The organism is Amycolatopsis sp. CFH S0740, assembly GCF_004522315.1.
Classification (GTDB): Bacteria; Actinomycetota; Actinomycetes; order Mycobacteriales; family Pseudonocardiaceae; genus Amycolatopsis; species Amycolatopsis nivea.
In genome coordinates, this window is record NZ_SDLS01000030.1 from 22703 (window position 1) to 48824 (window position 26122).

General features: G+C 70.7%; 23 protein-coding genes and 1 pseudogene. 10 read left to right on the forward strand and 14 right to left on the reverse strand.

The features are described 5' to 3' along the window. Positions 1–19 precede the first annotated feature (19 nt). Both malQ and EIZ45_RS36185 read right to left on the reverse strand, forming a co-directional pair. Positions 20–1960 (reverse strand): 4-alpha-glucanotransferase, encoded by a 1941-nt coding sequence (gene malQ / locus EIZ45_RS36180; RefSeq protein ID WP_134668106.1) that lies wholly within the window; start codon positions 1958–1960, stop codon positions 20–22. A 264-nt stretch (positions 1961–2224) separates the two neighbouring features. Continuing rightward, positions 2225–3079, reverse strand: a complete 855-nt coding sequence (locus EIZ45_RS36185; RefSeq protein ID WP_134668107.1) for a TIGR03619 family F420-dependent LLM class oxidoreductase — start codon at positions 3077–3079, stop codon at positions 2225–2227. A 151-nt stretch (positions 3080–3230) separates the two neighbouring features. Between EIZ45_RS36185 and EIZ45_RS46305 the strand changes: the two genes are divergently transcribed. Further along, positions 3231–3524: a DUF3040 domain-containing protein gene (locus EIZ45_RS46305; protein ID WP_167754255.1), complete on the forward strand. Its 294-nt coding sequence runs from the start codon at positions 3231–3233 to the stop codon at positions 3522–3524. 3 nt (positions 3525–3527) lie between these two features. On the opposite strand, the gene EIZ45_RS36195 is transcribed toward EIZ45_RS46305, so the two are convergent. Next, positions 3528–4007 carry an Lrp/AsnC family transcriptional regulator gene (locus tag EIZ45_RS36195; protein ID WP_037815539.1) on the reverse strand — a complete coding sequence of 160 codons (480 nt, stop codon included), beginning with the start codon at positions 4005–4007 and terminating at the stop codon, positions 3528–3530. Between the two features lie 133 nt (positions 4008–4140). On the opposite strand from EIZ45_RS36195, the gene EIZ45_RS36200 reads away from it, so the two are divergent. Both EIZ45_RS36200 and EIZ45_RS36205 read left to right on the forward strand, forming a co-directional pair. Further along, positions 4141–6456 carry a pyruvate dehydrogenase gene (locus tag EIZ45_RS36200; RefSeq protein WP_134668109.1) on the forward strand — a complete coding sequence of 772 codons (2316 nt, stop codon included), beginning with the start codon at positions 4141–4143 and terminating at the stop codon, positions 6454–6456. A 14-nt stretch (positions 6457–6470) separates the two neighbouring features. Then, positions 6471–7163, forward strand: coding sequence for a GNAT family N-acetyltransferase (locus EIZ45_RS36205; RefSeq protein ID WP_205670236.1), 693 nt, complete (start codon positions 6471–6473; stop codon positions 7161–7163). Between the two features lie 4 nt (positions 7164–7167). On the opposite strand, the gene EIZ45_RS36210 is transcribed toward EIZ45_RS36205, so the two are convergent. From EIZ45_RS36210 to EIZ45_RS36220, 3 genes and pseudogenes are all read right to left on the reverse strand, one after another. Further along, positions 7168–8250: an alcohol dehydrogenase catalytic domain-containing protein gene (locus tag EIZ45_RS36210; protein ID WP_134668110.1), complete on the reverse strand. Its 1083-nt coding sequence runs from the start codon at positions 8248–8250 to the stop codon at positions 7168–7170. A gap of 25 nt (positions 8251–8275) precedes the next feature. After that, a pseudogene (locus EIZ45_RS36215) lies at positions 8276–9688 on the reverse strand (aldehyde dehydrogenase family protein). Positions 9689–9751: 63 nt separating this feature from the next. Beyond that, a complete protein-coding gene (locus EIZ45_RS36220; RefSeq protein ID WP_009079497.1) occupies positions 9752–10423 on the reverse strand; it encodes a GntR family transcriptional regulator in 672 nt (223 codons plus the stop codon). Positions 10424–10604: 181 nt separating this feature from the next. Between EIZ45_RS36220 and EIZ45_RS36225 the strand changes: the two genes are divergently transcribed. The 3 genes from EIZ45_RS36225 (at position 10605) to EIZ45_RS36235 (ending at position 13629) form a co-directional block, all read left to right on the forward strand. After that, positions 10605–11093, forward strand: coding sequence for a hypothetical protein (locus EIZ45_RS36225; RefSeq protein ID WP_134668111.1), 489 nt, complete (start codon positions 10605–10607; stop codon positions 11091–11093). A gap of 815 nt (positions 11094–11908) precedes the next feature. After that, the gene (locus EIZ45_RS36230; protein ID WP_205670237.1) at positions 11909–12832 is read left to right on the forward strand and encodes a serine protease; all 924 of its coding nucleotides are present in this window, start codon (positions 11909–11911) and stop codon (positions 12830–12832) included. A gap of 38 nt (positions 12833–12870) precedes the next feature. Further along, positions 12871–13629, forward strand: coding sequence for a class I SAM-dependent methyltransferase (locus EIZ45_RS36235; RefSeq protein WP_051729105.1), 759 nt, complete (start codon positions 12871–12873; stop codon positions 13627–13629). A 70-nt stretch (positions 13630–13699) separates the two neighbouring features. Here the strand turns inward: EIZ45_RS36235 and EIZ45_RS36240 are convergent, their stop codons facing one another. From EIZ45_RS36240 to EIZ45_RS46310, 4 genes are all read right to left on the reverse strand, one after another. Next, positions 13700–14515: a hypothetical protein gene (locus EIZ45_RS36240; RefSeq protein WP_037815525.1), complete on the reverse strand. Its 816-nt coding sequence runs from the start codon at positions 14513–14515 to the stop codon at positions 13700–13702. A 94-nt stretch (positions 14516–14609) separates the two neighbouring features. Beyond that, positions 14610–16136 carry a CehA/McbA family metallohydrolase gene (locus EIZ45_RS36245; protein WP_134668112.1) on the reverse strand — a complete coding sequence of 509 codons (1527 nt, stop codon included), beginning with the start codon at positions 16134–16136 and terminating at the stop codon, positions 14610–14612. A gap of 965 nt (positions 16137–17101) precedes the next feature. Next, positions 17102–17902, reverse strand: a complete 801-nt coding sequence (locus tag EIZ45_RS36250; protein WP_134668113.1) for an alpha/beta fold hydrolase — start codon at positions 17900–17902, stop codon at positions 17102–17104. A gap of 136 nt (positions 17903–18038) precedes the next feature. After that, positions 18039–18200, reverse strand: coding sequence for a hypothetical protein (locus EIZ45_RS46310; RefSeq protein ID WP_167756662.1), 162 nt, complete (start codon positions 18198–18200; stop codon positions 18039–18041). A 173-nt stretch (positions 18201–18373) separates the two neighbouring features. Between EIZ45_RS46310 and EIZ45_RS36255 the strand changes: the two genes are divergently transcribed. Then, positions 18374–18895, forward strand: a complete 522-nt coding sequence (locus EIZ45_RS36255; protein ID WP_205670238.1) for a 2'-5' RNA ligase family protein — start codon at positions 18374–18376, stop codon at positions 18893–18895. Here the strand turns inward: EIZ45_RS36255 and EIZ45_RS36260 are convergent. Genes EIZ45_RS36260 through EIZ45_RS36270 form a run of 3 tightly spaced genes read right to left on the reverse strand, consistent with a single transcriptional unit; the run spans position 18837 to position 20975 of the window. Beyond that, a complete protein-coding gene (locus EIZ45_RS36260) occupies positions 18837–19919 on the reverse strand; it encodes a hypothetical protein (protein WP_134668115.1) in 1083 nt (360 codons plus the stop codon). The two genes, EIZ45_RS36255 and EIZ45_RS36260, sit on opposite strands and share 59 nt — an antisense overlap. Before the next feature lie 7 nt (positions 19920–19926). Then, a complete protein-coding gene (locus tag EIZ45_RS36265; RefSeq protein WP_240690881.1) occupies positions 19927–20535 on the reverse strand; it encodes a hypothetical protein in 609 nt (202 codons plus the stop codon). Then, complete coding sequence (locus EIZ45_RS36270; protein WP_037815518.1) at positions 20532–20975, reverse strand: hypothetical protein; 444 nt, start codon at positions 20973–20975, stop codon at positions 20532–20534. Before EIZ45_RS36270 ends, EIZ45_RS36265 begins: the two co-directional genes overlap by 4 nt. 224 nt (positions 20976–21199) lie before the next feature. Here EIZ45_RS36270 and EIZ45_RS36275 point away from each other — a divergent pair, with 224 nt between their 5' ends. Further along, positions 21200–22144: an NAD(P)-dependent oxidoreductase gene (locus EIZ45_RS36275; RefSeq protein ID WP_037815517.1), complete on the forward strand. Its 945-nt coding sequence runs from the start codon at positions 21200–21202 to the stop codon at positions 22142–22144. After that, positions 22141–24315: a glycosyltransferase family 2 protein gene (locus EIZ45_RS36280; RefSeq protein WP_134668116.1), complete on the forward strand. Its 2175-nt coding sequence runs from the start codon at positions 22141–22143 to the stop codon at positions 24313–24315. Before EIZ45_RS36275 ends, EIZ45_RS36280 begins: the two co-directional genes overlap by 4 nt. Here EIZ45_RS36280 and EIZ45_RS36285 read toward each other — a convergent pair. Beyond that, complete coding sequence (locus EIZ45_RS36285; protein WP_167756663.1) at positions 24245–24751, reverse strand: GtrA family protein; 507 nt, start codon at positions 24749–24751, stop codon at positions 24245–24247. The genes EIZ45_RS36280 and EIZ45_RS36285 overlap by 71 nt on opposite strands. 188 nt (positions 24752–24939) lie before the next feature. Here EIZ45_RS36285 and EIZ45_RS36290 point away from each other — a divergent pair, with 188 nt between their 5' ends. Next, entirely contained in the window at positions 24940–26097 is a 1158-nt protein-coding gene (locus EIZ45_RS36290) for an NAD-dependent epimerase/dehydratase family protein (protein ID WP_134668117.1), read from the forward strand. The last annotated feature ends 25 nt before the right edge of the window (positions 26098–26122 follow it).

Genomic DNA, 26122 nt, shown 5'->3' on the forward strand with positions numbered 1-26122 from the left:
GGACAGGCTTTTCGGGGGTTCAGCGCAGCGGGCGGGCCGCGGCCAGCGGAGCGACCGCCGCCCGCACCCGCGGATCGGCGAAGAACCCGTCCACGGTGACGGGAAGCGGGATGCGCCAGTTAGGGTACTCATCCACGGTGCCCGGCAGATTCGGCTGGCGCCGTTCGCCCGCGACGTCCGCGGGCGCGGTGAGCACCAGCCGCGACGCCGCCGAGGCGAGCAGCGTGTGCAGGGCGACCACCAAGTCGTCGTCCGGAATTCCTTCGCTCGCAACCAGTTCGAGCAACGCCCGGCGTTCGGCCGCCGCCTCGGCGTACTCCTGCTCCGCCGGGCGGTCGAGCTGGCCGAGTTCGGCGCGGACCCGGACGTGCTCGGCGTCGAGCCAGCCGGACACGGTCGGCAGGTCGTGCGTCGAAATGCTGGCCATCGCGTCCGGGTCCCAGCGGTCCGGGCGGACGAACCGCTTGCCGGGCGCGTCCCAGTCGCGCTGGAACCACAGCACCGCGGAGCTGAGCAGGCCGCGTTCGTGCATGGTCTCGGTGACGGTGTCCTCGACGGTGCCGAGGTCCTCCCCCACCACGACCGCGCCCGCGCGGTGCGCCTCCAGCGCGAGCACGCCGAGCATCGCTTCGGCGTCGTAGTGCACGTATGTGCCGCGACCAGCCGGTTCGCCCGGCGGAATCCACCACAGCCGCCACATCCCGGCGACGTGGTCCACCCGGATCCCGTCGGCGTGCTGCAACACGCCGCGCACGACGTCGCGGAACGGCGCGTACCCGGCTTCGGCGAGCCGGTCCGGCCGCCACGGCGGCAGATTCCAGTCCTGGCCCTGCTGGTTGAACGCGTCCGGCGGTGCGCCGACCCGCACCTGCGCGGCGAAGACGTCCCGCAGCGCCCAGGTGTCCGCGCCGCCCGGATGCACGCCGACCGGCAGGTCGTGCACGACGCCGACCGGCATGCCCGCCTCGCGCGCGGCGCGGCGGACGGTGTCCAGCTGCTCGTGACAGAGCTGCTGAAGCCAGCCGTGGAACTCGATCCGCTCGGCCAGCTCCTCGCGCGCGGCGGCCACCTCGGCGCTGCCGGGATCGCGCAACGGCTCGGGCCACTCGCGCCAATCGCTGCCGTGCACCTCGGCGAGCGCGCCGAACGCGGCGAAATCGCGAAGGTCGCCGTCCAGGTCGACCGGGTGCGGATGGTGCGGGCGCAAGAGTTCCAGCGCGGCCCGTTTCGCGGTCCACACGGCGTCGTAGTCGATCAGCTCGCCGATCGGATCGGGCGCGAGCGCCAGCACCCGCCGCCGGGTGTCCTCGTCGGCTCGGGCGAACGCTTCGGTGTCGGTCACCCGCAGGTACAGCGGGTTCGCGAACCGGCGGCTGGACGGCGAATACGGCGACCGTTCGACCGGATGCGCCGGGCTGATCGCCTGCACCGGGTTGACGAGCAGCACGCCCGCGCCCAGCTCGGCGGCCGACCGGGACGCCATCTCGGCGAGATCGCCGAAATCGCCCATCCCCCACGACCGTTCGGAATGCAGCGCGTAAAGCTGGAGCATCCAGCCCCACGCGGGCGGCACCGCGGGCAGCCGGTCCGGGACGACGACCAGCGAAACCCGTTGCTCCGCGGTCTTGATCCGGTGCCAGCCGAGCGGAAGGTCAGCCGGAAGGGTGGCGCCGACGTCACGCGTCGTGCCGTCTTCGAGCTCAATCCTCGCGGCTTGGCCGAGTTCGCGTTCTTGCCCGGCGCGCACCACCACCGTCGGCGGCAGCACGCGCGCCGCGCTCGCTTCTTGCACCGCGGCCAATTCTCGCTGAATTGCCTGTGGAGTACGGGCATCGACGTCCAGCTGCGCCAATACCGCGATCACGACGTCGGGATCTACCTGCACTTCGACTTGGTCGGAGTTTTCGTAGTGGGTGGCGACTCCATGGGCGGCGGCCAGTTCGGCCAGTTCGGGGGTCACGTTTCGGTCCGGGGAGCGGGAATGCGCACCGGACCAGTGTCCCGGGCGGCGCCCCGCGGCGCCATTCGCCTCGCCGCCGCGGACGGGCGAAGCGGTGACCGGCCGGTCGGGGGGCGTGCCGGCCGGTCACCGCCACACGAAACAAGAGGGAAGGCGTTCCCCGGAATGACGCGCGAACGCCCAGTTCACCCGTTCAGGCGCTATTCGCGATTTCAGCGCGCGGTTTTCTTCTCAACGAGGTAGCGCCGTGCGAAATGGCCGCGGTCAGGCTCCGGCCAGCTGCCCGAGCTTCCCGGCGAGCCGGTCCAGCCACGCTTCGACCTCGCCCGGCGAACGGTCCGGCAGCCCGAACACGACCTCGGTCACGCCCGCCTCCTCGAGCTTGGCGAGCCCCTCCGGATCGGGACGCGGGCCGAGCGCGATCACCTCCGGCTCACCGTCGCGGCCTTCCTCGCGCCAGATTTCGCGCAACTGCGCGACTTTCCCGGTGATGTCGCCTTCGCCCGGCGTGGTCAGCCAGCCGTCGCTGTGGCGCGCGATCCACCGGAACGTGCGCTCGGTGCCGCCCGCGCCGACGACCACCGGCACCTTGGGCTGCACCGGTTTCGGCCACGCCCAGCTCGGCCCGAACTCGACGAACTCGCCCGCGTAGCTCGCCTCTTCCTCGGTCCACAGCGCGCGCATCGCCTCGAGGTACTCGCGCAGCGCGGTCCGCCGCCGCTTCCCGGGCACGCCGTGGTCGGCGAGCTCGTCGGTGTTCCAGCCGAACCCGACGCCGAGCGTGACCCGGCCGCCGGACAGGTGGTCCAGCGTCGCGACGGTCTTGGCCAGCGTGATCGGGTCGCTCTCCACCGGCAGCGCGACCGCGGTCGCCAGCCGGATCGTCGAGGTCACCGGCACCGCGCTGGCGAGCGCGACCCACGGGTCGAGCGTGCGCAGATAGCGGTCGTCCGGCAGCGAGGAGTCGCCGGTCCGGGGGTGCGGGGCGTCCCGCCGGATCGGGATGTGGGTGTGCTCGGGCACGTAGAAGGTCGCGAAGCCGGCCTCTTCCGCGGCCTGCGCGGCCGCCGCCGGGGAGATGCCCCGGTCGCTGGTGAACAGCACGATCCCGTATCTCACCCCCGGCACGGTATTAGAACGTGTTTCAGTTTGCAACGGCCCCGGGCGCGGGCGATTATTCCTGCGAAAACCCGGGCTTGACGGCGCCCCCGGCCGGGTACTCCACTGGTACTTGAGCGATCACCGGCCCGTCCTGCCCGAGGAGGGGATCATGCTGCCCCATCGCGACCGCAGCGCCCTGCGGAAGATCGAAGAGGAACTCGCCGCGAGCGACCCCGTGTTCGCCGCGACGCTGAGCCAAGGCGTGCCGCCGGTGCAGACCCGGCGATGGCAGAAGATCCTCGTGCTCGCCGAGGTCACCGTGCTGATGATGCTGGTCTTCGGCCTGATGGGCGGGGAGACCGGCTGGTTCCTGTGGGGACTGCTCGCCGCGCCGCTGCTGGTCTGGGCGCACCGGACCATGCTGCAGCGCCGCCGCGAACGCGCGGCCGACGACCAGACGTGACCCTCAGCGCTGGGCAGCGCGCTCGAGCAGCGGAGTGAGCCGGTAAGGCACCATCTCGCGCATGACGAGCGCGTTGTTGGTGCGCTCGACGCCGGGGATCTCCAGGATTTCCCCGGCGATCCGGTACAGGTCGTCCGCGTCGGTCGCGACCACGTGCACCAGCAGGTCCTGCGCGCCGGTCAATCCGCGCACCTGCAGCACCTCCGGCACCGCGGCGAGCGCGCGGCCGACCTCGTCCAGCAGCCGCTGCCGCGCCTGCACGGTCACGAACGCGGTGAGCGGATAGCCGAGCGCAGCCGGGTCGATCCGGTGTTCGGCCGAGCGCAGCGCGTCGCCCTGTTCGAGCCGGGCGAGCCTGCTCTGCACGGTGTTGCGGGACAGGCCCAGTTCGTCGGCGAGCGCGACCGCGGTGGCGCGCGGGGTGCGGCCGAGCGCGAGCAGGATCCGGGCGTCGGTGGCGTCGAGCCGCTGAGTGCTGGGCATGCTGCGCAATCCTCTCCGCACCGTGCGGTGCTGACTTGGGCGTTCTGCGCAATGTTGAACGCGCTTGTTGTGCACCCTACCCAGCTCTGCTGGACTGGCCTGAACTTTCCGCCCAAGAAAGGTCCGATCCTTCGTGAGCAGCGCCGCCCCCGAACGCCTACCGGACAACGACACGGTGACCGTCCTGCGCGAGGTGCAGGACCGGGTGCTGTGGCTGTCGACCGCGATCATCGACCACGCGAACCGGGTGCGGCCCAATCCGACCGGGCTCAAGGTCGGCGGGCACCAGGCGTCCAGCGCCTCGATGGTGTCGATCATGACCGCGCTGTGGTTCGCCCGGCTGCGCGCGCAGGACCGGGTCTCGGTCAAGCCGCACGCCTCCCCCGTGCTGCACGCGATCAACTACCTCCTCGGCGACCTCGACGAGAAGTACCTGACGACGCTGCGCGAGTTCGGCGGCCTGCAGAGCTACCCGTCGCGCTCGAAGGACCCGGACCAGGTCGACTACTCCACCGGTTCGGTCGGCATCGGCGCGACCGCCCCGATCTGGGGCGCGCTGGCGCGGCGCTACGTCGAATCGCACGGCGGCGGCGCGGGCACCGGACGGCAGTACTCGCTGGTCGGCGACGCGGAGCTGGACGAGGGCGCGTGCTGGGAAGCCGTCCTCGACCCGAACGTGGCCGAACTGGGCGAGGTCGTGTGGATCGTCGACCTGAACCGGCAGTCGCTCGACCGCGTGGTGCCGAACATCGGCGCGACCCGGCTGCAGGGCATGTTCGAGGCGGCCGGCTGGCAGGTGCTGACCGTCAAGTACGGGCGGCTGCTGCAGGACCTGTTCGAGCGGCCGGGCGGTTCGGCGCTGCGCCGGCGCATCGACGAGATGTCGAACCCGGAGTACCAGCGCCTGCTCCGCTGCACCCCGGCGCAGCTGCGCGAACGCCTGACGACGCCGGAACTGGCCCCGCTGCTGGACACTCTCGACGACGACACGCTGCACGCCGCCATCCGCAACCTCGGCGGCCACGACCTGTCCGCGCTGCTGGACACGTTCGACGCCATCGACGACCACCGGCCGACCGTCGTTTTCGCTTACACGGTCAAGGGATTCGGCCTCGCCAGCGAAGGACACCCGCAGAACCACTCGTCGCTACTGACCGCCGAGCAGCTGGGCTCGCTGGCCGAGCGCGTCGGTATCTCGCCGGACAACCCGTGGCAGAAGTTCGCCGAGGGCTCCGCGGCCGCGCAGCTGTGCGCTTCGACCGCGGCCCGGCTGGAACGGGAACCTGTTGAGCTGCAACCGGTTCCGGCCCTGCCGTCCGACATCGGCCGCACGCCGTCCGGCCGCACCACCACGCAGGCCGCGCTCGGCCGCGCGCTGCTCGACCTGACCCGCGAAGCGCCCGAGGCCGCGGAACTCGTGGTGACGCTGTGCCCGGACGTCTCGTCCAGCACCAACCTCGGCGGCTGGGTCAACAAGGTCGGCGTGTGGTCGCCGCAGGAACGCGTCGACTGGTTCGCCGACGACCCGGAAACGATCCTGCACTGGCGCGAGCGGCCCAGCGGCCAGCATCTGGAACTGGGCATCGCCGAGGTGAACCTGGTGAGCGCGCTCGGCGAACTGGGCACGACGTGGTCGCGCTGGGGCCGTCCGCTGCTGCCGATCGGGGTGCTTTACGACCCCTTCGTGGAGCGTGCGCTGGAACCGTGGTCGTTCGGCATCTACGGCGGCGGACAGTCCATTTTGGTCGGTACCCCGTCCGGCGTCACGCTCGCGCCCGAGGGCGGTGCGCACCAGTCGGTGACCACGCCGTCGGTCGGGCTGGAGCAGCCGGGTTGCGTGACGTACGAGCCCGCGTTCGCGCTGGACGTCGAGTGGACCCTGCTGGCTTCGCTTTCGCGGCTCGGCCGTCCCGACGGAACTTCCGCTTACCTGCGCCTGTCGACCCGTCCCGTCGACCAGAGCCTGGCCGCGGTGCCGGCCGATCCGGCCGCGCGGGAGCGTCGCCGCCGCCAGGTCGTCGCGGGCGCGTACCCGATCCGCACCGCCGCGGTGGCGCGCCCGGACGTCACGCTGGTGACGATGGGCGCGATGGTCACCGAGGCGCTGGAAGCCGCCGACCGGCTGGACGCGCTGGGCAAGCACGCCGACGTCGTGTGCGTGACGAGCCCCGGCCTGCTGTTCCGCGCCGTGCAAGCGCGGGCAGGCCAGGACACCGCCGACACGTGGATCCTGGAGTCGGCGCTGCCGTCCGAACGGTCCGCGCCGATGGTGACGGTGCTGGACGGGCACCCGCACACGCTGGCGTTCCTCGCGAACGTCCACCGCGTGCGGGCGGCGCACCTGGGCGTGACGCGGTTCGGGCAGTCCGGCGACCTGGAGAGCGTGTACCGGCACCACGGCATCGACACCGACAGCATCATCCAGGCCGCGCTGGACGTGGCCGACTGAGCTAGGAGCATTTCTTGTTCGCCGCCGCCGTCACCCGCCATTGGCTGCCTCCGGTCCCGGACGGCGGCGGATTCAGCCTGACCGTCGACGCCGCGCTCGACGAGGACGAGCGGCTCACCGTCCTCGTCACCGCGGACGGGCGGACCCGGATCCGGCTCACCCCGGCGATGGCCGAAACCCTCGGGCGCCCGCGCGACGAACCGGAGTTCCGGCAGCGGCTGGCCTCGGCGGGGATTGTACTGCACGGGGCCGACAACCTGTTCTATTTCACCGACGAGGCAAGGGAAACGCTGCTCGCCGAACCGGACGACGCGTCGGTCCGGCCGCTCACCGGCTCGGACGCCGAAGCGTTCGCCGCGTTCGAGGCCGCCGCGTCCGAACAGGATCTGGACGACGCGTCGGTCGAACTGGACCACTGGGCGGTGTACGGCGCGTTCGCCGACGGACAGCTCGCGGCGGTCGCGAGCATGTATCCGTGGCGTGCCGCACCGCTGGCCGACTTAGGCGTGGTGACGCTGCCGGCGCATCGGGGCAAGGGGCACGCCCGACGCCTCGTACGGGCGATCTCGCGGCACGCGCTCGGGCGAGAGCACGAGCCGCAGTACCGGTGTCAGCTCGACAACCACGCGTCGATCGCCCTCGCCGCATCCGCCGGGCTGACCTTGTTCGGCACCTGGGACATCGTCTCGCCCGGCTCGCCTCGCTGACGGCTCAGTCCCCGATCCGGATCAGCGAGCGGGCGCCCTCCCCGCGCCGCATCCGGTCGAACGCGTCGCCGACCTCGTCGAGCGAAATCCGGTGCGTCACCAGGGTTTCCAGGTCCAGCGCACCGGAACGGACCTCGTCGGCGAGCACCGGGATGTCGCGATCCGGGTCGGACGCGCCGTAGACGGTGCTGGTGAGCGTGCGGGCGAAGTGGAAGATCTCCAGCGGGTTCAGCACGACCTGCTGGTCCTTCCGCCCGACCCCGACCACCGTGCAGTGCCCGCCGCGGCGCACCGAACTCCACGCGGCGCGGATCGTGGCCGCCGCGCCGACGCATTCGAAGGCGTAATCCGCGCCGCGCCCCTCGGTCAGCCCGCGCACCTGTTTGGCGAGTTTGTCGTCGCTCACCAGGAAATCCGTCGCACCGGCCGCGCGGGCGAGCGCTTCCTTCTCCGGCGACAGGTCGGCCGCGATGATCTGGCCGGCGCCCGCGAGTTTCGCCCCGAGCACCACGCACAGCCCGATCCCGCCGAGCCCGAGCACGAGCACGCTCTGTCCTTTTCGGACCTTCGCGGTGTTGCGCACCGCGCCGACCCCGGTGAGCACCGCGCAGCCCATCAGCGCGGCCAGGTCGAGCGGCACGCCGTCCGGCAGCGGCACGACGGAGTGCCCCGGCAGCACGGTTTCCTCCGCGAATCCGCCGACGCCAAGCAAAACGTTGAGCGGCTGGCCGTCCAGCTCCCCGCGCGGCAGCGTGGTAACGCCCTCGATCGCCGAGCACAACCAGGGTTCGCCGGCCTGGCAGAACCAGCATTCCCGGCACGCGGCGGCCCAGTTGAGCACCACCCGGTCCCCCGGCCGCACGTGCGTGACCTCGCTGCCGACCTCCGCCACGACCCCGGACGCCTCGTGTCCCGGCACGAACGGGTACTGCGGACGCAGCGTTCCGTCCACCATGGACAGATCGGAATGGCACACCCCGGCGGCCGCGACCCGCACCCGCACGTCCTCCGGACCTACCGGCGGCAGCACGATGTCGCAGACTTCCGGACGCCCGCCCTGCTCGCGCACGACCACGGCTTTGACCACGATGTCTTCTCCTTGAAAGCCGGGGCTAGAGCTGGATGGACTTGAGTTCGGTGAACTCGTCGAGCGCGGCGCGGCCCATTTCGCGGCCCAGCCCGGACTGCTTGTAGCCGCCGAACGGGGCGAGCGGGTTGAAGGCCCCGCCGTTCACGTCGATCTGCCCGGTCCGGACCTTGCGCGCGAAGGCGAGCGCCCGGTCCTGGTCGGCCGACCACACCGCGCCGTGCAGGCCGTAGCGGGAGTTGTTCGCGATCCGCAGCGCGTCTTCCTCGTCGTCGAACGGGATGATCGACAGCACCGGGCCGAAGATTTCTTCCTGCGCGATCGTGGAATCCGGGTCGACGCCCGCGAAAACTGTCGGTGCGACGAAGTAGCCTGTGTCCGCAGGAGCTTCGATGCCGCCCGTCACCAGAGTCGCGCCCTCGGCAATGCCCTTTTCGATGTAACCGCGCACGCGGTCGCGCTGCGCCGCGCTCACCAGCGGGCCGAGCTTTGTCTTGGGGTCCAGCGGATCGCCGGTCGTGAACCCTTCGGCGAACGTCTTCGCGAGCGCCGCCGCTTCGTCGTGCTTCTCGCGCGGGACGAGCATGCGCGTCCACGCCGTTCAGGTCTGGCCGCCGTTGAGGAACGCGTTGGAGACGCCGACCTTCACCGCCGTCGCCAGGTCCGCGTCGTCGAGGATCACGTTGGCAGACTTGCCGCCCAGCTCCAGCGTCACGCGCTTGACCGTGCGCGCCGCCAGCTCCGCGACCCGGGTGCCGGCACGCACCGAACCGGTGAACGACACGACGTCGACCTCCGGATGCGTCGCGAGCGCCTCGCCGACCTCCGGCCCGTACCCGGTGACCAGATTGACCACGCCGGGCGGGAAACCGGCCTCGTGAATGGCGTCGAAGAGCTGGTAGGCGCTCAACGGCGCGACCTCGCTCGGCTTCACCACGACCGTGCAGCCCGCGGCGAGGGCGGGCGCGATCTTGCAGGTGATCTGGTGCAGCGGATAGTTCCACGGCGTGATGGCCGCGACCACGCCCGCCGGTTCGCGCACGATCAGCGAGTTGCCGACCTTCTCCTCCGGCTCGTCCTGGCCGAGCAGGTCGACGTACGTCTGCACGTCGGTCTGCGGCAGCGCGGCCTGGATCCGGGTCGCGATCCGCAACGGCGTGCCGACGTCCTTCGCGATCGTTTCGCCGATCTCTTCCGCCCGCTTGGCAAGGCCGTCGTGCAGCTTCCGCAGCAGTTCGCGGCGGTCGGCCCGGCTGGTCTCCGCCCACGCCGGGAACGCCTCGCGCGCCGCCCGGACCGCCCGGTCGACGTCCGCGGCCGTGCCCTCCGGAATGTGCGCCTGGACCTGCTCGGTGGCCGGGTTTTCCACCGGGATCGAGGTTCCGCTTTCCGCACGGACCCATTCGCCGCCGATGTACAGCACGTCGCGCTCAGCCACCGAGTCTCCTTCGCCCTGGGTTCCGTCCCTCGGGCCGGATTCTATAGAAAACGCTCCGGCTGTCTAGTGCGCCGCGAGCACGCCCTGCGCCGCGAGGAAGTCGACCAGCAGGTCCCCCGCCTCGCGGATGTGCGCCGCCATCGCTTCCCGCGCCGCCTCCGGCTTGCGCTCGTTCAACGCGGCCAGCACCCGATCGTGGTCGTCGCGCGCGAGCAGCGGCCAGCCGGGAATGTCCGCGTACGCCGAAAACGGCACGTACCGGAGGGTCAACGACAGCATCCACGTGAACTTCGGCGCGGCAGCCGCGTGATTCACCATGCGGTGCAACGCGAAATCGGCCCGCTCGGTCGCGTCGAGGTCGCCTTCGCGCACGGTCTTCTCGATCTCGCGCTGGAGGTCGTCCAGCCGTGCCAGCCCCGCCGGATCGAACGCTTCCGCCGCCCGCGCGGCCAGCTCGCCGGAGACGTAGGCCTGCATCGCATACACGTCGACGACGTCCCGGCGCGTCACCGGGATCACCCGGAATCCGCGCCCTGGACGGAAATCCACCATTCCCTCGCCCGCGAGCGCCATCAACGCCTCGCGCACCGGGGTCGCGCTGACGCCGAGCCGCTCCGCGAGATGCTCGGTGCGCAACCGCTCGCCGCCGCGGACCGCGCCGGTCAGGATCAGGTCGCGCACCTGCTTGGCGACCCGCGGACTCAGCCGTTCGCGCGCTTCTCCGGCCACTGTCACGAAAACTCCCCGCCAGCGTTGGATTTCCCGCTATCGTAGCCTTTCCCCACCGATGTGACCCCCGTCACTTTTCGCGCCGGAGAGAACCTGCGGAGGGGGTCGCGGCGACTACCCGGACGAACCCCATGGCCCGGGGTGAACCGCAGTGTCCTCAATGGACACACCGAGGGAGGGAACCCGAATGTCAGCGAAGTCTTCCGTCCTGCGCCACGGCCGCCTTGTCGCAGGCACCGCACTGGCCGCGGCCGTCATCGCAGGCGGCACGATCGGCGTCGCGGCGGCCGCCACCAGCGATCATCCGGCGGCACCCGTCGCCGCTGCCGCCGCGCCTGCCGCCGCCGCTGTCGCCCAGCCGCCCGCCGCCGAACAGCCGCCGGAGGGCGCCCGGGCAACCGTGAAGGTCGACCCGAACCCCGCCGCCCCCGGCGGAGACGTCACGATCACCGGCAACTGCGGCGGAGGAAAAGGCCTGAAGAAGGTGATCGGCGGCTACCCAGGCCACCAGATCCTCAAGGACCTCAAGATCGTCGACGCGAACCCGGACGCCTTCAAGGCAACAGCGAAACTCACGACGAAGATCGGCAACGGAGTGGGCCCGGTGATGGTCGACTGCGACGGAGAAGCAGGCGTCACCCTGCTGGTAACCCACACCCCGCCGGCAGGTGAGTGACGATGCCGATCCGCGGCACCCGAGTGACCTGCTTCGGTTCGGAGGCGGTGTCGCCTAGGTAGGCGCTCGACTTCTTCGGATCTGAGTCGTGAGCGCGCTGTTGCCGATCCGGCCGGTGGCCAACGCCCGGACCGGCAACAGCCGCCGACTCGACGCACATCGAGTGGGTGACCGGAGACCGCACGGGCTCGATCATGCGGCCGTCCCGCAGGCTGCCTGCCCAGCAGGTGACCGGCCAGTCCCCAGGCTGGCCGGTCGCCCGTGGCCGACGGCAGCGCGCCCGCCGGTACCGCCGCGTGCAGCCTGTATGACCTGCCAGCCCACCAGGCAGGCCGATCACCCCACGAACCCGGGCAACCCCAACCACAGCCAGGCCGCAACCCGCGGCGCTGCCCGCATGACCCGCCAGCCCACCAAACTCGCCGATCACCCCACGAACCCGGGCAACCCCAACCACAGCCAGGCCGCAACCCGCGGCGCTGCCCGCATGACCCGCCAGCCCACCAAACTCGCCGATCACCCCACGAACCCGGGCAACCCCAACCACAGCCAGGCCACATCCCACGACGCAGCCCACATGACCCGCCAGCCCACCAGGCAGGCCGTTCGTGCCGCACCCGACACCGACACGGGTGTCGAACGAGCACCTCCCAACGCTCGCCAACCACCCGCGCACCACCCCCGCGAGGGTGGAAAATCCCGGCCTCCCCGGCCCGAAATCCCCCTGCTGTGAGCGGATGTGCGAGCGCTGTGAGGTTGCTGTGCATCCGGCCGCACAGGATGCCCGGCGGGCGTCGGCATGGTCATCTTGAAGCGTGAGAGTCAACGTTTCCCGCACAGCGCTGATCGTCTGCGCGGCGGCCGCGATCGTCGCGACCGGCGGCGCCAACGCCGTCGTCGACACCGCTGACGTCACCGGCCAGGCCGTCCAGCCGAGCGGCGCGGGCACCCCGGCCGTCGCGACCGGCGGCGATTCCCGCGGTACGGGGACGAGCACCTCTTCCAGCAACACCTCAGCAACCGCCGATGCCCCCGGTGCCGGGACAAGCACCTCGTCCAGCAGCGCCCCCGCAACCGCCGATGCCTCCAGCCCGGGGACGAACAGTTCCCCCAGCAGCACCGCGACGGCCAGCGCGGCAGTCGGCGCGTTGTTCTCCGGCGGCAACCACTTCTGCTCGGCCAGCGTGGTGCACAGCCCCACCGGCGACCTGCTCCTCACCGCCGCGCACTGCATCGGCGGCGACGTCTCCGGCATCACCTTCAAACCCGGCTATCACGACGGCATCGCCCCGTACGGCACCTGGCAGGTCACCGCCGCGGTCGTCGCCGACGGGTGGAAGTCCTCGTCCGACCAGGACCTCGACTTCGCGTTCCTCAAGGTCGCCCAGCCCGGTTCCGCGAGCCTCGAAAGCCTCACCGGCGCCAACCAGCTCGGCACGAACCAGGGCTTCTCGCACACGATCACCCTCACCGGCTACCCGGACGGCACCGAACAGCCGGTCGTCTGCACGGGCACCACCACCCAGTCCGACACCTACCAGCAACGCGTCGCCTGCCCCGGCTTCCCCGACGGCACCAGCGGCGGCCCCTGGGTCATCAACCAGGACCCGAACACCGGAACCGGTACCGTCATCGGTGCCATCGGCGGCTACCAGACCGGCGGCGCCACCCCGGACGTCTCCTACAGCGCCTACTTCGACGACGACATCGCCCAGCTTTACCGCTCAGCGATCAGCTGACCCGGACAGCGACGGAAAACAGGCTCAGGAGGACTGCGGTGAGTTCCGGATCGGGACCGTCGGCGGAGGACTTCGACGAGTGGTACTCGAACATGCTGGACAGCCCCGCCCGCGACGAGATCCCCCAGCGGCATCTGGGCCTGCCGCCGCGGCTGCTGTCGAGCAGTCTGCTCTCCTGGGACGGCATCGCGGAAGTCGTCGAGGCGCTGCGGCTCGCGCCCGGCGACCGGCTGCTGGACCTGGCGTGCGGGCGCGGCGGATACGGCCTCGAGATCGCATCCCGGACCGGGGCGCGGTTGATCGGTGTCGACTTCTCGCGGGCGGCGATCGAGCAGGCTCGGACCTTGGCTCGGCAGTTCGATTCCGTGGACGCGGAGTTCCAGGTGGGCGACCTTGCCGACACGGCCTTACCAGCGGAGTCGGTCGACGCGGTCGTGTGCGTCGACGCGATCCAGTTCCGGGCGACCGCCGAGACGTTTGACGAGATACGCCGGGTGCTCCGTCCGGGCGGACGCGTCGCGCTGACGACCTGGGAGGCTGTCGACCGCGCGGACGAGCGCGTCTCGGCACGAATCCGGGCAGTCGACACCGAAGCCGGACTCGTCGGCGCGGGCTTCGCGAACGTTGTGGTCCGGGATCGTCCGCAGTGGCGGGCCGCGGAGCGCGCGATGTGGGAAGCGGCTGCGGCGCTCGACCCTGGCGACGACGCTGCCCTGCGCTCCCTCCACGACGAAGGCGTCCACGTGCTGTCCGCTTTCGATCTGAGGCGCAGAGTCCTCGCGACCGCGGACGGCTAAGGCTCGAAGCCGAACGACCCGGCGACAAACTCGCCACGGTCACGTCGAATTTGCCCGTCAGCGCACCCGATCAGCTTGAGCTGGGCGGCGCGGCCGGAGCCTGATGCAGCGAGAGATTCTGCCCCGCCTTCTCGTCCGGAGCCCACGCCCCGGCCTCCGCGGTCCACGTCTGACCGGCGAAGCTCACCCGGTCCACGCCCAGCTTCGCCGCGCGGGCCACGAGCCAGCTCGCGATCCGCCAGCCCTCCGCGGACGGGTGCGCGCCGCTCAAGCGCGCCGTGCCGAGTTCGGCGTTCGCGACGGTCACCAGGTTCGCCGGCGGGTTCAGCGTGAGGTTCCGGCAGGTCAGCGCCGCGGGGTACTGGCCGGTCAGCGCTCCGGTCAGCGCGGTGGCCTCGTCTTCCCACTGGGCGTACGCGTCGGGAGCGCCGGAGCGCTGCACCGCCTGTGCCGCTTCGGTGATCGGAATCGTCTGCCAGTTGTCGAGTTTCGCGAGTTTCTTGTAGAACTCCGTCGCCGAGTAGACCGGGTCCTGGAGCTGGTCGGGCGTGCCCCAGCCTTGGCTCGGGCGCTGCTGGAACAGGCCGATCGAATCCCGGTCGCCGCCGCTCAGGTTGCGGAGCTTCGACTCTTGCAGGGCAGTCGCGAGGGCGACCGTCACCGCGTGCGAGGGCAGCCCCTGCTTGATCCCGACGGCGGCAATGATCGCGGCGTTGTTCATGGGTTCCGGTTGCAGCGTGTACTGCGGCGCGGAAGCGTCGTTCGGCCCCTTCGGCAACGCGACCGTGCAGCCAGGGGTCTTCACCTCGTCACTGCTCGAGAACATGACCACCACGACGACCACCGCCGCGAGCGCCACGACGACCGCCAAGATCGCCGCTCGCACGCCACACCCGCGCACCCGTGCCCGCCCTTCCCCACTGCCCACTTTAAGTGCACAGTCTGCCCGGGCGTCCGGGTCGCGGGACGCTCGGGTCGGGTCAGCCGGCGTCGGCGGCGCCCAGGAAGATCGGGTTCGACATGGCGACCATGGCGTTCGGCGTGGTCGTCTTCGGACCGCCCGACGGACGCCGCACCTCGACGCGGACCCAGCGGCTGTAGCGCGGGTACGTCGTCCACGTGACGGTCGCGGTGCCGGATTCCGGGACGGTCTCGCTGTGCTCCGGGCCGAGCTGGTCGAGGAACGTCACGGTCGTGCCGGGAACTCCCCGAACGACCGCGCGCACCTCGATCGGCGTGCCGATGCCCGCGACGAGCCGTCCGCCGATACCTGCGCTGCGGCCCGCTCCGGACACGGAGAAGTCGAGCTGCACGTCCTTCGACTCGGCGAGCCACGAACGCCCTGCCTTGAGCCCGGCGAGCAGTTCGGCCCGGCCCAGCCGGTCCGCCTGGACGACCGTGTGCGGGAGCGCGACGGTCTGGTCCGGGTTGTGCGCGTCGGAATCGCCGATCGCCGGGATCCACCGGCCGCCGCGCAGCAGACCGTCCCAGTGCGTGACGCTCGCTTCGTCGTCCGCGGTCCACGGGCCGTTCCAGACCTCGACGAGGTCGGCGATCTCGTACGCGAATTCGTAGGTGCAGCCGAAACAATTCGCGAATGGGTGCGCGGCCGTGACCAGACCGCCCGCCCGGTGGACCTGGTCGGTGAACCGGCGGAAGTCGCGCGGGTCGGAAGCGCGGTAGCGCCAGTCGATCCACGTGCCTGCCGGGACGCCGATCGCGGGCCAGTGCCCGGACCGCGTGGTGACCTCTTCGCCGTTCAGGATCAGCAGGTCGTCGGTGGCGTAATTGCCCCACACCAGCTGCGAACTGGACGTGTTGTGGTCGGTGGACACGATGAAGTCCAGGCCGGCCGCGCGGGCATCCGCGACCAGTTGCTCGGGCGTGCGCTTGCCGTCGGAGTGGACGGTGTGCAGGTGGGAGTCGCCGCGATACCAGGAACGGCCGCGGTCGCGCGCGGGCGCGGTCTCCGGCGCCGGGTTCGGCTGGAACGGCTTCGCGGTGTCGCGGCCGAAGGTCAGCGTGATGTCGACGCGGTAGTTCAGCCCCTGCGGCGCGACCGTGTACGGACCGAGAATCACGTGCCAGCGGCCAGGCGTGATCGGCCCGGCGAGGTACCCGGGAGTTGCTTCGGCAGCACTGATCGAGAACCGGTCGCGGAAGCCGCCGGACCAGCCGCGGAAGCCGCGGCGGGTGCCCAGTTCGTGCCCCTCCGGCCCGAACATCCCGATGTCGCAAGCATTTCCGCGCGTCCCCGCGGGCACCGACGGCTTGTAATAGGAGTAGACGACGTCGATCTGCTTCACGCCGCGCGGCACGTCGACCGGGAGGTAGTACCAGTCGGGCACGTCCGGCCGAAAGGTGCCGGTGACGGTCTTCGTCTGCTGCCCGGCACCGGGCGCGGGCGCCGCGAACGAGACGCCCGGCACCATGCTCATCGCCGCCCCCGCCGCGACGACGCCTCCGGCCCGGAACAGGTTGCGCCGGTTGAGTTCCCCAGTGGACATGGCTTACCTCCGCAGCAATGAAGTCGCGCCGACGCTAGCCCTCGAAGCCACCCCCTTCAACGACGCTGCGGTGAACACTGGGCGACTCGCCTCGGCTGCTAGGGATCGCCGCGTTGAGCCGCGCATCCGGCCGACGACGGGCGAGAGTGGTTGCCACGCACCGGATCGTGGAGCGGGACCGGAACATTCGCTGATTCGCTTCGCCCGGCACCGACCCAGCACCACATCGACCCGCGTCACGCGACGCAGGACGACATTCCGCGCGCGGAACAGCAGAGCAGCTGACTGCCGTCGCACAGCGAGCCGCGCACGGCAGCTCGGCTCATGCAGCATCGCCCGAGGGCCCCAGCAAACCGCGCACCGCACGACGCAGGACCACTTGCCGAACCGGGAAAGCCGAGCCGCACCTGAACACCCGCCAACGCACAGCGACTCGCCCGGCACCACACGAACCCACGCACCGCACGACGCAGCACCGCCCATCACACCGCGAACAGCACCCGACCACCGCCCAGCACGCAGCGACTCGCCACGCCCGCGCACCAACCCGGCACCACACCACGCCGCGCACCACGCAACGCAGCACCGCCCGCCGCACCCGGGAACAGCCGAGCCGCACCCGACCACCCGCCACCGCAAAGCGACTCGCCCGGCACCACACGAACCGCGCACCGCCACGACGCAACATCGCTCACCACACCGCGAACAGCACCCGACCACCGCCCAGCACGCAGCGACTCGCCACCCCCGGCGCACCACACCACACCGCGCACCACGTGACGCAACGGCACAACCTTGCGCAGGAAAAAGCCGAGCAGCACCCGACCGCGCGCCACCACCCAGCGCTCAGCAAGTCGCCACGCCCGGCACCGACCTAGCACCACGCTAAACCGCGCACCACACGCCGCAGCACCGCCGCCACAGGAACAGCCGGGCCCCTCAGCCAGCAAGCACCCCACCCACCCTCACGTCACCGCACCACTCCCCTCCTCGACCCGGTCCAGCCATTCGTCCATCAGCGCCTCGAACAACACCGGCTGCTCGAACTGCAGGTTGTGCCCCGCCCGGTCGAGCACCGCGTAACTCGCCCGCGGATAGTGCCCCAGCAATCCGTACAACTCAGCGAATCCCGTAGACGCGTCCTGCCGACCGCACACGATCAGCGACGGTTTCCGGTACACCGGACCGCTTTCCGGATCGACCGACAGCTTCCAGCCCGTCAGCATCCGCTGCAGCGCGGCCCGGTCAGCGGCCGCCAGACCAGGCGCGACGTCCGCGCGGAAGCGCGCCAGCGTCTCCTCGGACTGGACCACCGCCATCTCCCCGTACTCCGCCGCCTCCACCGGATCGAGACTCGCCAGCAGGTCCGGGTCGGCGCGCAGCACCTCGTGCTCCGGCACGTCCCGCTCCAGCACCGGCACCGGGCGGCCGACGGGGCACACCAGCGCCAGCCCCGCGACCTGCTCGGGCCGCGCCCGCGTGAGCCCGCGCGCCAGATAGCCGCCGTACGACTCGCCGACCAGCAGGAACGGCTCGTTCCCGATCAGGTCGTCCACCAGGTCCGCCAGCCCCGCCACCAGGTCGTCCGACCCGCGCGCGGACCCGGCGGGCGACTCGCCCATGCCGGGCAGATCCGGGTAGATCCGCCGGAATCCGGGCCGCCGCGCGAAGACCGGCTCGAGGCAGCCGGTCATCAGGCGGTGGTCCGGCATCCAGCCGTGGACGGCCAGCACCGGCGTGCCGGAACCGTGTTCGACGTAATGCATGTTCCCTCCCTGTTCGCCGGCCACCGTTGTACCGCACGGCACCGACAATTCCGGGACTCCGGCGGCCGGGAGGAGGCGGCCGGGAGGAGGCGGCGCCGGCCGCCGGGCGGCAATTCCGGGGGAATTCTCCGGAAAGTCAGCCGCGGGAGCTGATCAATTCTCTTTCGGGTGCCGGCCGTCCCGGGGCGGGACGGCGCGGAACACAAGCCAGCAGAAGGAAACCTGCCACGACGCCCAGGAGCACGTGGCCGGTGACGGCGCACAATCCGCACAATGCGGTCCATAGGACGATCTTCATCCACCGAGTGTAGGACCGCCGGGAATCGCCGTCGGCGGACTTGGGGAAGACTTAGGGTTCGGTTAAGCGGAATTCACCGGAAGAAGCAGAAAAGAAAGGGTTGCCTTTCCTTTACGCCGGGAAGCGGGGCCCTTGCGGTGCGACCGCGCGGGCGGTCCGGCAGGATCGGGGCCGTGCCCACGCCCGGAACCAGCGCGCTCGTCGTCACGCTCCCGACCGCCGCCGTCCTGCTCGAAGCCGCCGCGGCCGTCGACCCCGGACTCGTCCGTCCCGGTCTTCCGCCGCACGTCACGGCGCTGTACCCGTTCCTGCCCGCCGAAAGGCTCACCGAACAGACCGACGCCGACGTCACGCAGCTCGCCGCCAGCTTCCCCGTGACGGAGGTGCAGCTCACCGACCTCGTCCTCGCACCCGGGTTCGTCGCAGCGGCCGCCCCGGCGCTCCAGCCCCTCGCCGACGCCGTGTGCGATCACTGGCCCGACGTGCCCCCGTACGGCGGACGCTTCGGAGCGCACCCGCCAGCGCACCTGACGATCGCCCTCGGCGGCACCGACGACCAGCGCGCCGAGGTCGCCGAACGCGCGCGAGCAGCGCTGCCGCTCACCGCCCGGGCAGACACGCTTCACCTCGTCGTGCTCACGGAGCAGGGTTGGCAGCTCCGGCTGTCGGCTCCGCTCGGAATTCCTGCGCGATAGCCCGCAGCCGAGCCACCTCAGCCGCGAAAGCGGTCTCCTGGGGCAGCACCGGCGGCTCCGCGGACTGGTCGAGCACCGGCTCAGAACTGCGCAGCACCCGCACCGCCGCGCTCGGCGACAACTCAGGCCCGACCCCGGACAGCAGCAGTCCGTCGTTGATCTCGCTCATCATCGTCAGCAGCCGCTCCCGGCCGGTCCCCGACGCGTCGTCGAGCCGGACGACATCCGGGTACCGGGAAGCCAGGTGCTCCCGCAGCGGCCGGAGCACCGCCCGCGTCCGCGCGTCGCGCACCGCCCGGCCCACCGCGGGCGCCGCAGGCACCGTCAGCCCCACTACGACCAGCAGCACCGATACCGCCGGAAAGCCGACCGCGAGCGTGCACGGAACCGTCGAAAACGCGCCGCGGCACAGCTTCGTGACCGGATGCTCCGCGGTCAGATCGCCGATCAGGCCGACGATCTTGCCGATCAGATAAGCGAAAGCGAACACACAGGCAAGCAACATGATGCCCAGCCCGGCCCGCAGCGCACCGGTGCCCGCGCGCACCGCCCCGGCCGACACCACGGCGATGTCCGCCACCGCCAAACCCAGGTACAGCGTGTAGACGACGATGTACACGACCAGTGTCGGATTCGACCGGTACAGCTCGTCGAAGAGCCCGACGCCCGTCGGAAGCCCGCGCGTCGCGAAGAACGACGCAGTGAGCACGACGAGCGCGACAATCAACGCCCCGAGCCGCGCGCGCCGTCGGCGCTCTGCCACGCCACCGATCTCCGCGACAGTCACTTCGATGCCGTACGCGGCCACCATCGTCGCGAGGTTCGAGAGCAGCCGACCAAGACTCGGGTACAGCTGACTCTCGATCGCCTGCGCGCTGTCGGCGAGCAAGCACAAGGCGACGCCGAGGGCGATCAGGCTGGTCGCGAGACCCGCGCCAGCGCCAGTCCGCCGCGCTCGCACCGCGCGCCAGATCCCGACCGCGACGGCGAGCAGGCCGACGCCGAAGAACAAAACGTCGATCATCCGCGCACTACCCGAGCAGCGACGCGAAGCGCCGCGCGCGATCCGCTGCCGGACCGGAAGCGCCTGGCCGCAGCTGCACACCGCTCTCGGTGGCGGCGCTCATCAGGAACACGGCAATGAGCTCCGCTTCGTACTCGTCGGAATTCGTGGTGACGCGGGTGAGCAGATGCGACAGCAGGTGCGCGCTGAGATCCGGCGCGAGCGTCGCCGCTTCGGCGTCGGTGAGCACGCATTCGCCGCGGTGCTCGCACAGCAGGTGCGCGATTTCGTGGGCGATGATGTGGTCCTGGTGCAGCGACGACGTGCCCGCCGCGTACGCGATGAGGTCGAAGTCGTCGTGCCGCTGCCACGCGCCGGAGGGCTGGCCGGGCGCGTAGTCGACCGCGACCAGGTCGATGTCGCGGCCGCGGTGCCGTTCCAGCCGATCGATCCAGGCGTTCATCGACCACGGCCGCGGGGCGGGCACGTGCCGCAGCAGGTCGCGCACCCGGTCGCGGGCGCGCGCTCGCACGGTCGGGTCGATGTCCCCTCCCGAGGCGATCGGCGGCTGGACCAGCCTGGTGCACCAGGGGGTCCCCGGCGCTCCGGCCGCCGCCAGCATAGCCGCCCGGCTCACTCCGGCTTGCGTCCGCGCCGGGTGCGGTCTCGCCCCTCGGCGTAGCTGCCGAGCTGGTCCATCAGTGCGGAAACGGTCCGCCGGTCGCGCTCGGACAGCCGCATCGCGCGCTGCGCCAAGTCGCGGGCCTGGGTGTCGCGCCAGGCGACCACGTCGGCGACCTGCTCGTCGACCCGGCCGGCGACCTCGTCGTCGAAGAAGTAGGTGACCGGCACGCCGAAGAACCGCGCGAGCGCCTGGATGTGCGACCGCTTCGGGTCGCGCCGCGCGCCCACGGCGAGCTGCTGGACGTGCGTGGCCGACATGCTGACGCCGGTCACGTCCGCGACGCCCTGGGCGATCTCGCGGTAGGAGTAGGGCTTGCGGTCCGGCGGATGCACGGTCGCGATCAGGTGCGCCAGACGTTCCGCGAAGCTGCGCTCCCCCGCCTGCTCGGCCATGCCGCCCCCATCACCGTTCCGTCTCCGTAACAGCGACCAGCATAACCGTCCCGAAAACTTGACACCAGCCGTCCCGTTCCGGCTACACTCGCCGCGCGCATCGTTTAGAAAACTAAACACCGGGATCCGCGTGCGGTCGCTGGGGGTGCCCGCACGCGGTCCCGCGCTCGCGCGGGCGAGGGACGCACAAGTGACGCACAGACTGCGGAGGTAGGTTGTGCGCCATGACACTCCCCCACAGTCCCGAAAGGACACCCGTCGTCGTCACCGGCGGCAGCGGTTTCATCGGCCGCGCTGTCGTGCGCGAGTTCCGTGAGCGCGGTTATCCGGTCACTGTCGTGGACCGCGTGCGCTACGAGACGACGGACGAGGGAGTGCGCGTCGTCGTCGGAGATCTGCGTGCCGCCGAAACGCGCGAAGCAGCTGTCGAGGCAGGCGTCGGCGGGATCGTGCACCTTGCTGCGCTGACGTCCGTGCTGAAGTCCGTAGAGCTGCCGCGCGACACGTACGCAGAGAACGTTGCGGTGACACAAGAACTTCTCGAACTGTGTCGCGTACGCGAGGTGCCGCGCTTCATTCTCGCGTCCACGAACGCAGTGATCGGCGATGTCGGCACTAACACCATCACGGTCGACCTGCCCACGAAGCCGCTTACGCCATACGGTGCCACGAAAGCGGCCTGCGAGATGCTGCTGTCGGGTTACGCGGGCGCGTACGGCATCACGACGTGCGCGCTGCGCTTCACCAACGTGTACGGGCCCGGCATGTCGCACAAAGACAGCTTCGTGCCGCGCATGATGCGCGCGGCGTTGAATAATGAAGGCGTGCGGGTGTACGGCACCGGCGAGCAGCGTCGCGACCTCGTGCATGTAGACGACGTCGTGCGCGCGATCGTGCTCGCCTACGAAAGCGGCTACACCGGTCGCGCGATCGTCGGCGCCGGACGTTCGGTGTCCGTGCTGGAAATGGTCGAGACCGTGCGCGCGGTGACCGGGGCCGAGTTGCCGATCGAGCACGTGCCCGCACCCGCCGGGGAGATGCCGGCGGTGGTCGTGGACGTCTCGGCGAGCGCGGAAACCATCGGCTACCGCCCAGAAATCACCCTCGCCGACGGTCTCGCCACGGCGTGGAAGTACTTCTCCGGACTGGACCGGGCCGAGGCGCCGTGACCGGATTCCTCCGGCGCCACGCGTTCCTGCTGGTGCTCCTCGCCGTGGGAACCACGCTGCGGGTCCTGTCCTGGATCGCCTACCGGCCCGCGCTGCTGTACATCGATTCCTTCCGCTACCTGGACAATCTGCAGGGCCTCCGCGCCGACGGGATCAACCCGGTCGGCTACGACCTGCTGCTCAAGCCGCTGCTCGCGGTCGGCGGGCTGTCGTTCGTCGCCGCCTTGCAGCATCTGGCCGGGCTCGCGATCGCGGTCGGCATCTACGCGCTGGCCCGGCGGCTCGGCGCGCGGAACTGGGTGAGCGCGCTGGCCGCCGCGCCGCTGCTGCTCGACGCCTACCAGGTGCAGATCGAGCAGAACATCATGGCCGAGGTGCTGTTCGAGGCGCTGCTGTTCGGGCTGCTGTGGCTGGTGCTGGCCAAGGGGAAACCGAACTGGCGGCGGATCGCGCTGGCCGGGCTCGTGGTCGGGTTCGGCGTGCTGGTGCGGCTGATCGGCGTCACGATCGCCGCGCCGTTCCTGCTCTACGTGCTCGCCGCGGGCAGCGCGTGGCGTTCGTGGCGCGGCTGGCGCAACGCCGGGGCCGGCTTGCTCGCGATCCTCGTCGTGGTGGTCCCGTATGCGGCGAAAGTCGAGGCGGAGACCGGAAAATGGGGCCTGAGCGGACCTTCCGGCAGCATGCTCTACGGCCGCACCGCCGCGGTCGCGGACTGCGCGAAGCTCCAGCTCGACCCGGTCGTGCGGCAGTTCTGTCCCACCGAACCGGTCGAGAACCGGCTGGTCGACAACTACACGCACGCCGACCTTGACCCGGCGTGGCCCGGCCCGCTGCCGCCCGGCGCGGACAAGGGCGCGCTGGCGCACGAATTCGCGATGACCGCACTGAAAGCGCAGTGGTGGGACGTCGCGACGTCGATCCTCGGCGACTTCGGCAAGAGCTTCCAGTTCACCCGCTACACCGCGCCCACCGACGTGCCGATCGACCGGTGGCAGTTCCAGCTGACCTATCCGCAGTTCGCCGATCCCGCCGCGGTCAAGGCGGTAACCCAGCAGTACGACGGCACGGATCCCCAGGTCAACGAACCGATCGCGGTGTTCCTGCGCGACTACCAGATCAACGGCGGGTTCGTGCCCGGCGCGGTACTCGGGTTCTTCGCGCTGCTCGGCCTGCTGACGGTGCTGCGGCGCAAGAAGCCCCGGCACCCGGCGCGCAGCGGGGCGTTGTTCGCTGCGGGCACTGGGTTGTTCCTGCTGTTCGGGTCCGCCGTGTTCGAGTTTTCCTGGCGCTACCAGCTTCCCGCGCTCGTGCTGTTGCCAGTCGCGGGTGCGCTCGGGTTCACGACGCTCACCGTGGCGAGCCGTCGCCGTCTCGGCAGTTATCCTGACACTGTCGACGAGGGCGCGATCAAGGACTTCCACGACCGGCATCCCGGCGCGAAGCTGTCGGAGCTGACCGTGGTGATCGCCGCGTACAACGAAGCTGGCGGCATCGGCCAGGTGCTGGAGAAGATGCCGGACGAATGTCTCGGGCTGCCAGTGGACGTCTTGGTGGTCGTAGACGGCGGTACGGACAACACTGCGGCCATCGCGGAAGACCATGGCGCGTACGTGTGCGTCGCGCCGACTAACCGCGGCCAGGGCGCCGCGCTCCGCCTCGGGTACCACCTTGCGGCCGAGAACGGCGCGAAGTACATCGTCACCACAGACGGCGACGGTCAGTACGACAACAGCGAAATAGCCGAGTTGCTCGCGCCGCTGCTGGACGGCACGGCTGATTTCGTGACGGGCTCCCGGCGTTTAGGCCACGAAGAGGCCGACAGCCGGATGCGCTGGATCGGCGTGCGGGTATTCGCGTGGCTCGCGTCGGTGCTGACCTGGCGGCGGATCACCGACACGTCGTTCGGATTCCGTTCGCTGCGCGCGGAACTAGCGTGCGCGATCCCGCTCAACGAACCGCAGTACCAGTCGTCGGAACTGCTGCTGGGCGCGACCGCGCAAGGCGCGCGCGTGCTCGAACGGCCCATGAGCATGCGGCTCCGCAAAGCGGGCAAGAGCAAGAAGGGCGGCAGCGTCGTGTACGGCGCGAACTACGCGCGGGTCATGACAGGGACGTGGTGGCGCGGGTACGTGCTGCGCCGCGGTCGAAAACGAACCGGTCGAGCATCGTGAACTTCGCGACGAACACCAGCGCGTAGCTGAGCACGTACGCCGCGTCGAGCAGGACGACCCACCAGAAGTGCGGCAGGTGCAACGGCGCGAGCAGGTGCCCGGCGAGCGTGGTCAGGCCTACCGAGGCGAGGCCGCCGAGCGAGATGACGAGGACGTAGGGCAGCAGCTCGCGGACGGCTTCGGGACGGCCGCGGCGGCCCCACACCCAGCGCCGGGTGAGGAAGAAGTTCAGCACCGCCCCGGCCGCGAACGCGCACGCGCTGGCCAGCCACGGGGCCCCGCCCGCGGCGAGCACCGCGATCAGCGCGGCCTGGCTGAGCAGCGTGGCGGCCACCGAACTGGCGGCCGCGCGGACGAACCTGGCCAGGCCGCGGCGGCGCGGCTCGGGCGATTCTTCCGTCGTGCGCGGGTTCGCCGGGTTGGTTACCGTCGTCATAGTCCCAGTCTCCCCTCGGGCCGCCGGCTCCGCCGCGCGACCCCCCGGCCCACAGCGGATTCACAGCTGACTGCCAGCCGAACATCAGCGGCGGGCGATTAGGTTCGGATCTGCCACCGCGACATCCGGGCGTCGTGTACAACGAAAGGCCGTGCCTGTCGCGAAAACGAAAGGAAAGGGTGCTCCGGATGCGAGTGCTGGTTCTCGGCGGTGACGGCTACCTGGGCTGGCCCACTGCGCTCCACTTGTCGGACAAAGGCCACGAAGTGGCTGTTCTGGACAACTTCGCGCGGCGGCAGTACGACGTCGAGCTCGGCGCCGAGAGCCTCGTCCCCATCGAAGACCTGAGCACCCGCGTCGACGCGTGGCACGAGGTGTCCGGGAAGCGCATCGCGAGCTACGAAGGCGACCTGCTCGACGCGGAATTCCTGTTCGACGCGGTGCGCGATTTCCGCCCGGCAGCGATCGTGCACTTCGCCGAGCAGCGGTCCGCGCCGTATTCGATGATCGACCGCGAGCACGCCGTCTACACGCAGCACAACAACGTGGTCGGCAACCTCAACCTGCTCTACGCGATCGCCGAGATCGACCCGGACATCCACCTGGTCAAGCTGGGCACGATGGGCGAGTACGGGACCCCGAACATCGACATCGAGGAAGGCTGGCTCGAGGTCGAGCACAACGGCCGCCGCGACCGGATGCTGTACCCGAAGAAGCCGGGCTCGTTCTACCACCTGTCGAAGGTGCACGACTCGCACAACATCGAGTTCGCCTGCCGGATCTGGGAACTGCGCGCGACCGACCTCAACCAGGGCGTCGTGTACGGCCAGCAGACGCCGCAGACCGCGCTCGACCCGCGCCTGGCCACGCGGTTCGACTACGACGCGGTGTTCGGCACGGTGCTCAACCGGTTCGTCATCCAGGCCGTGCTGGGGCAGCCGCTCACGGTGTACGGCAAGGGCGGGCAGACGCGCGGGCTGATCGACATCCGCGACACCGTCGAGTGCATCCGGCTGGCCGTGGAGAATCCGGCCGGGCGCGGCGAGTTCCGGGTCTTCAACCAGATGACCGAGAGCATGTCGGTGCGGGAGATCGCCGAACTCGTCGCCGACCGCTTCCCCGGGCCGGTGCAGATCGAGAACCTGGACAACCCGCGGGTGGAGCAGCCCGAGCACTACTACAACGTCAAGCACACCGGGCTGGTCGGGCTGGGGCTGGAGCCGCATCTGCTGTCGGACACGCTGATCGAGTCGATGTTCGACATCGTCGGCGCGAACAAGCACCGGGTGAACGACGACCGGCTGCGGCCCACGGTGCGCTGGCGCGGGGCGGTCGAATCCTCCTGATTTCCGCTGCTCTCCCCCGCCGCCC

What these genes read in the sequence shown, in the direction of transcription:
- EIZ45_RS46305 (WP_167754255.1), top strand. Translation starts at nt 3,231, where the DNA reads ATGCTGCCCCATCGCGACCGCAGCGCCCTGCGGAAGATCGAAGAGGAA.
- EIZ45_RS36195 (WP_037815539.1), bottom strand. Translation starts at nt 4,007, where the DNA reads ATGCCCAGCACTCAGCGGCTCGACGCCACCGACGCCCGGATCCTGCTC.
- EIZ45_RS36225 (WP_134668111.1), top strand. Translation starts at nt 10,605, where the DNA reads ATGTCAGCGAAGTCTTCCGTCCTGCGCCACGGCCGCCTTGTCGCAGGC.
- EIZ45_RS36245 (WP_134668112.1), bottom strand. Translation starts at nt 16,136, where the DNA reads ATGTCCACTGGGGAACTCAACCGGCGCAACCTGTTCCGGGCCGGAGGC.
- EIZ45_RS36250 (WP_134668113.1), bottom strand. Translation starts at nt 17,902, where the DNA reads ATGCATTACGTCGAACACGGTTCCGGCACGCCGGTGCTGGCCGTCCAC.
- EIZ45_RS46310 (WP_167756662.1), bottom strand. Translation starts at nt 18,200, where the DNA reads ATGAAGATCGTCCTATGGACCGCATTGTGCGGATTGTGCGCCGTCACC.
- EIZ45_RS36260 (WP_134668115.1), bottom strand. Translation starts at nt 19,919, where the DNA reads ATGATCGACGTTTTGTTCTTCGGCGTCGGCCTGCTCGCCGTCGCGGTC.
- EIZ45_RS36270 (WP_037815518.1), bottom strand. Translation starts at nt 20,975, where the DNA reads ATGGCCGAGCAGGCGGGGGAGCGCAGCTTCGCGGAACGTCTGGCGCAC.
- EIZ45_RS36275 (WP_037815517.1), top strand. Translation starts at nt 21,200, where the DNA reads ATGACACTCCCCCACAGTCCCGAAAGGACACCCGTCGTCGTCACCGGC.
- EIZ45_RS36285 (WP_167756663.1), bottom strand. Translation starts at nt 24,751, where the DNA reads ATGACGACGGTAACCAACCCGGCGAACCCGCGCACGACGGAAGAATCG.
- EIZ45_RS36290 (WP_134668117.1), top strand. Translation starts at nt 24,940, where the DNA reads ATGCGAGTGCTGGTTCTCGGCGGTGACGGCTACCTGGGCTGGCCCACT.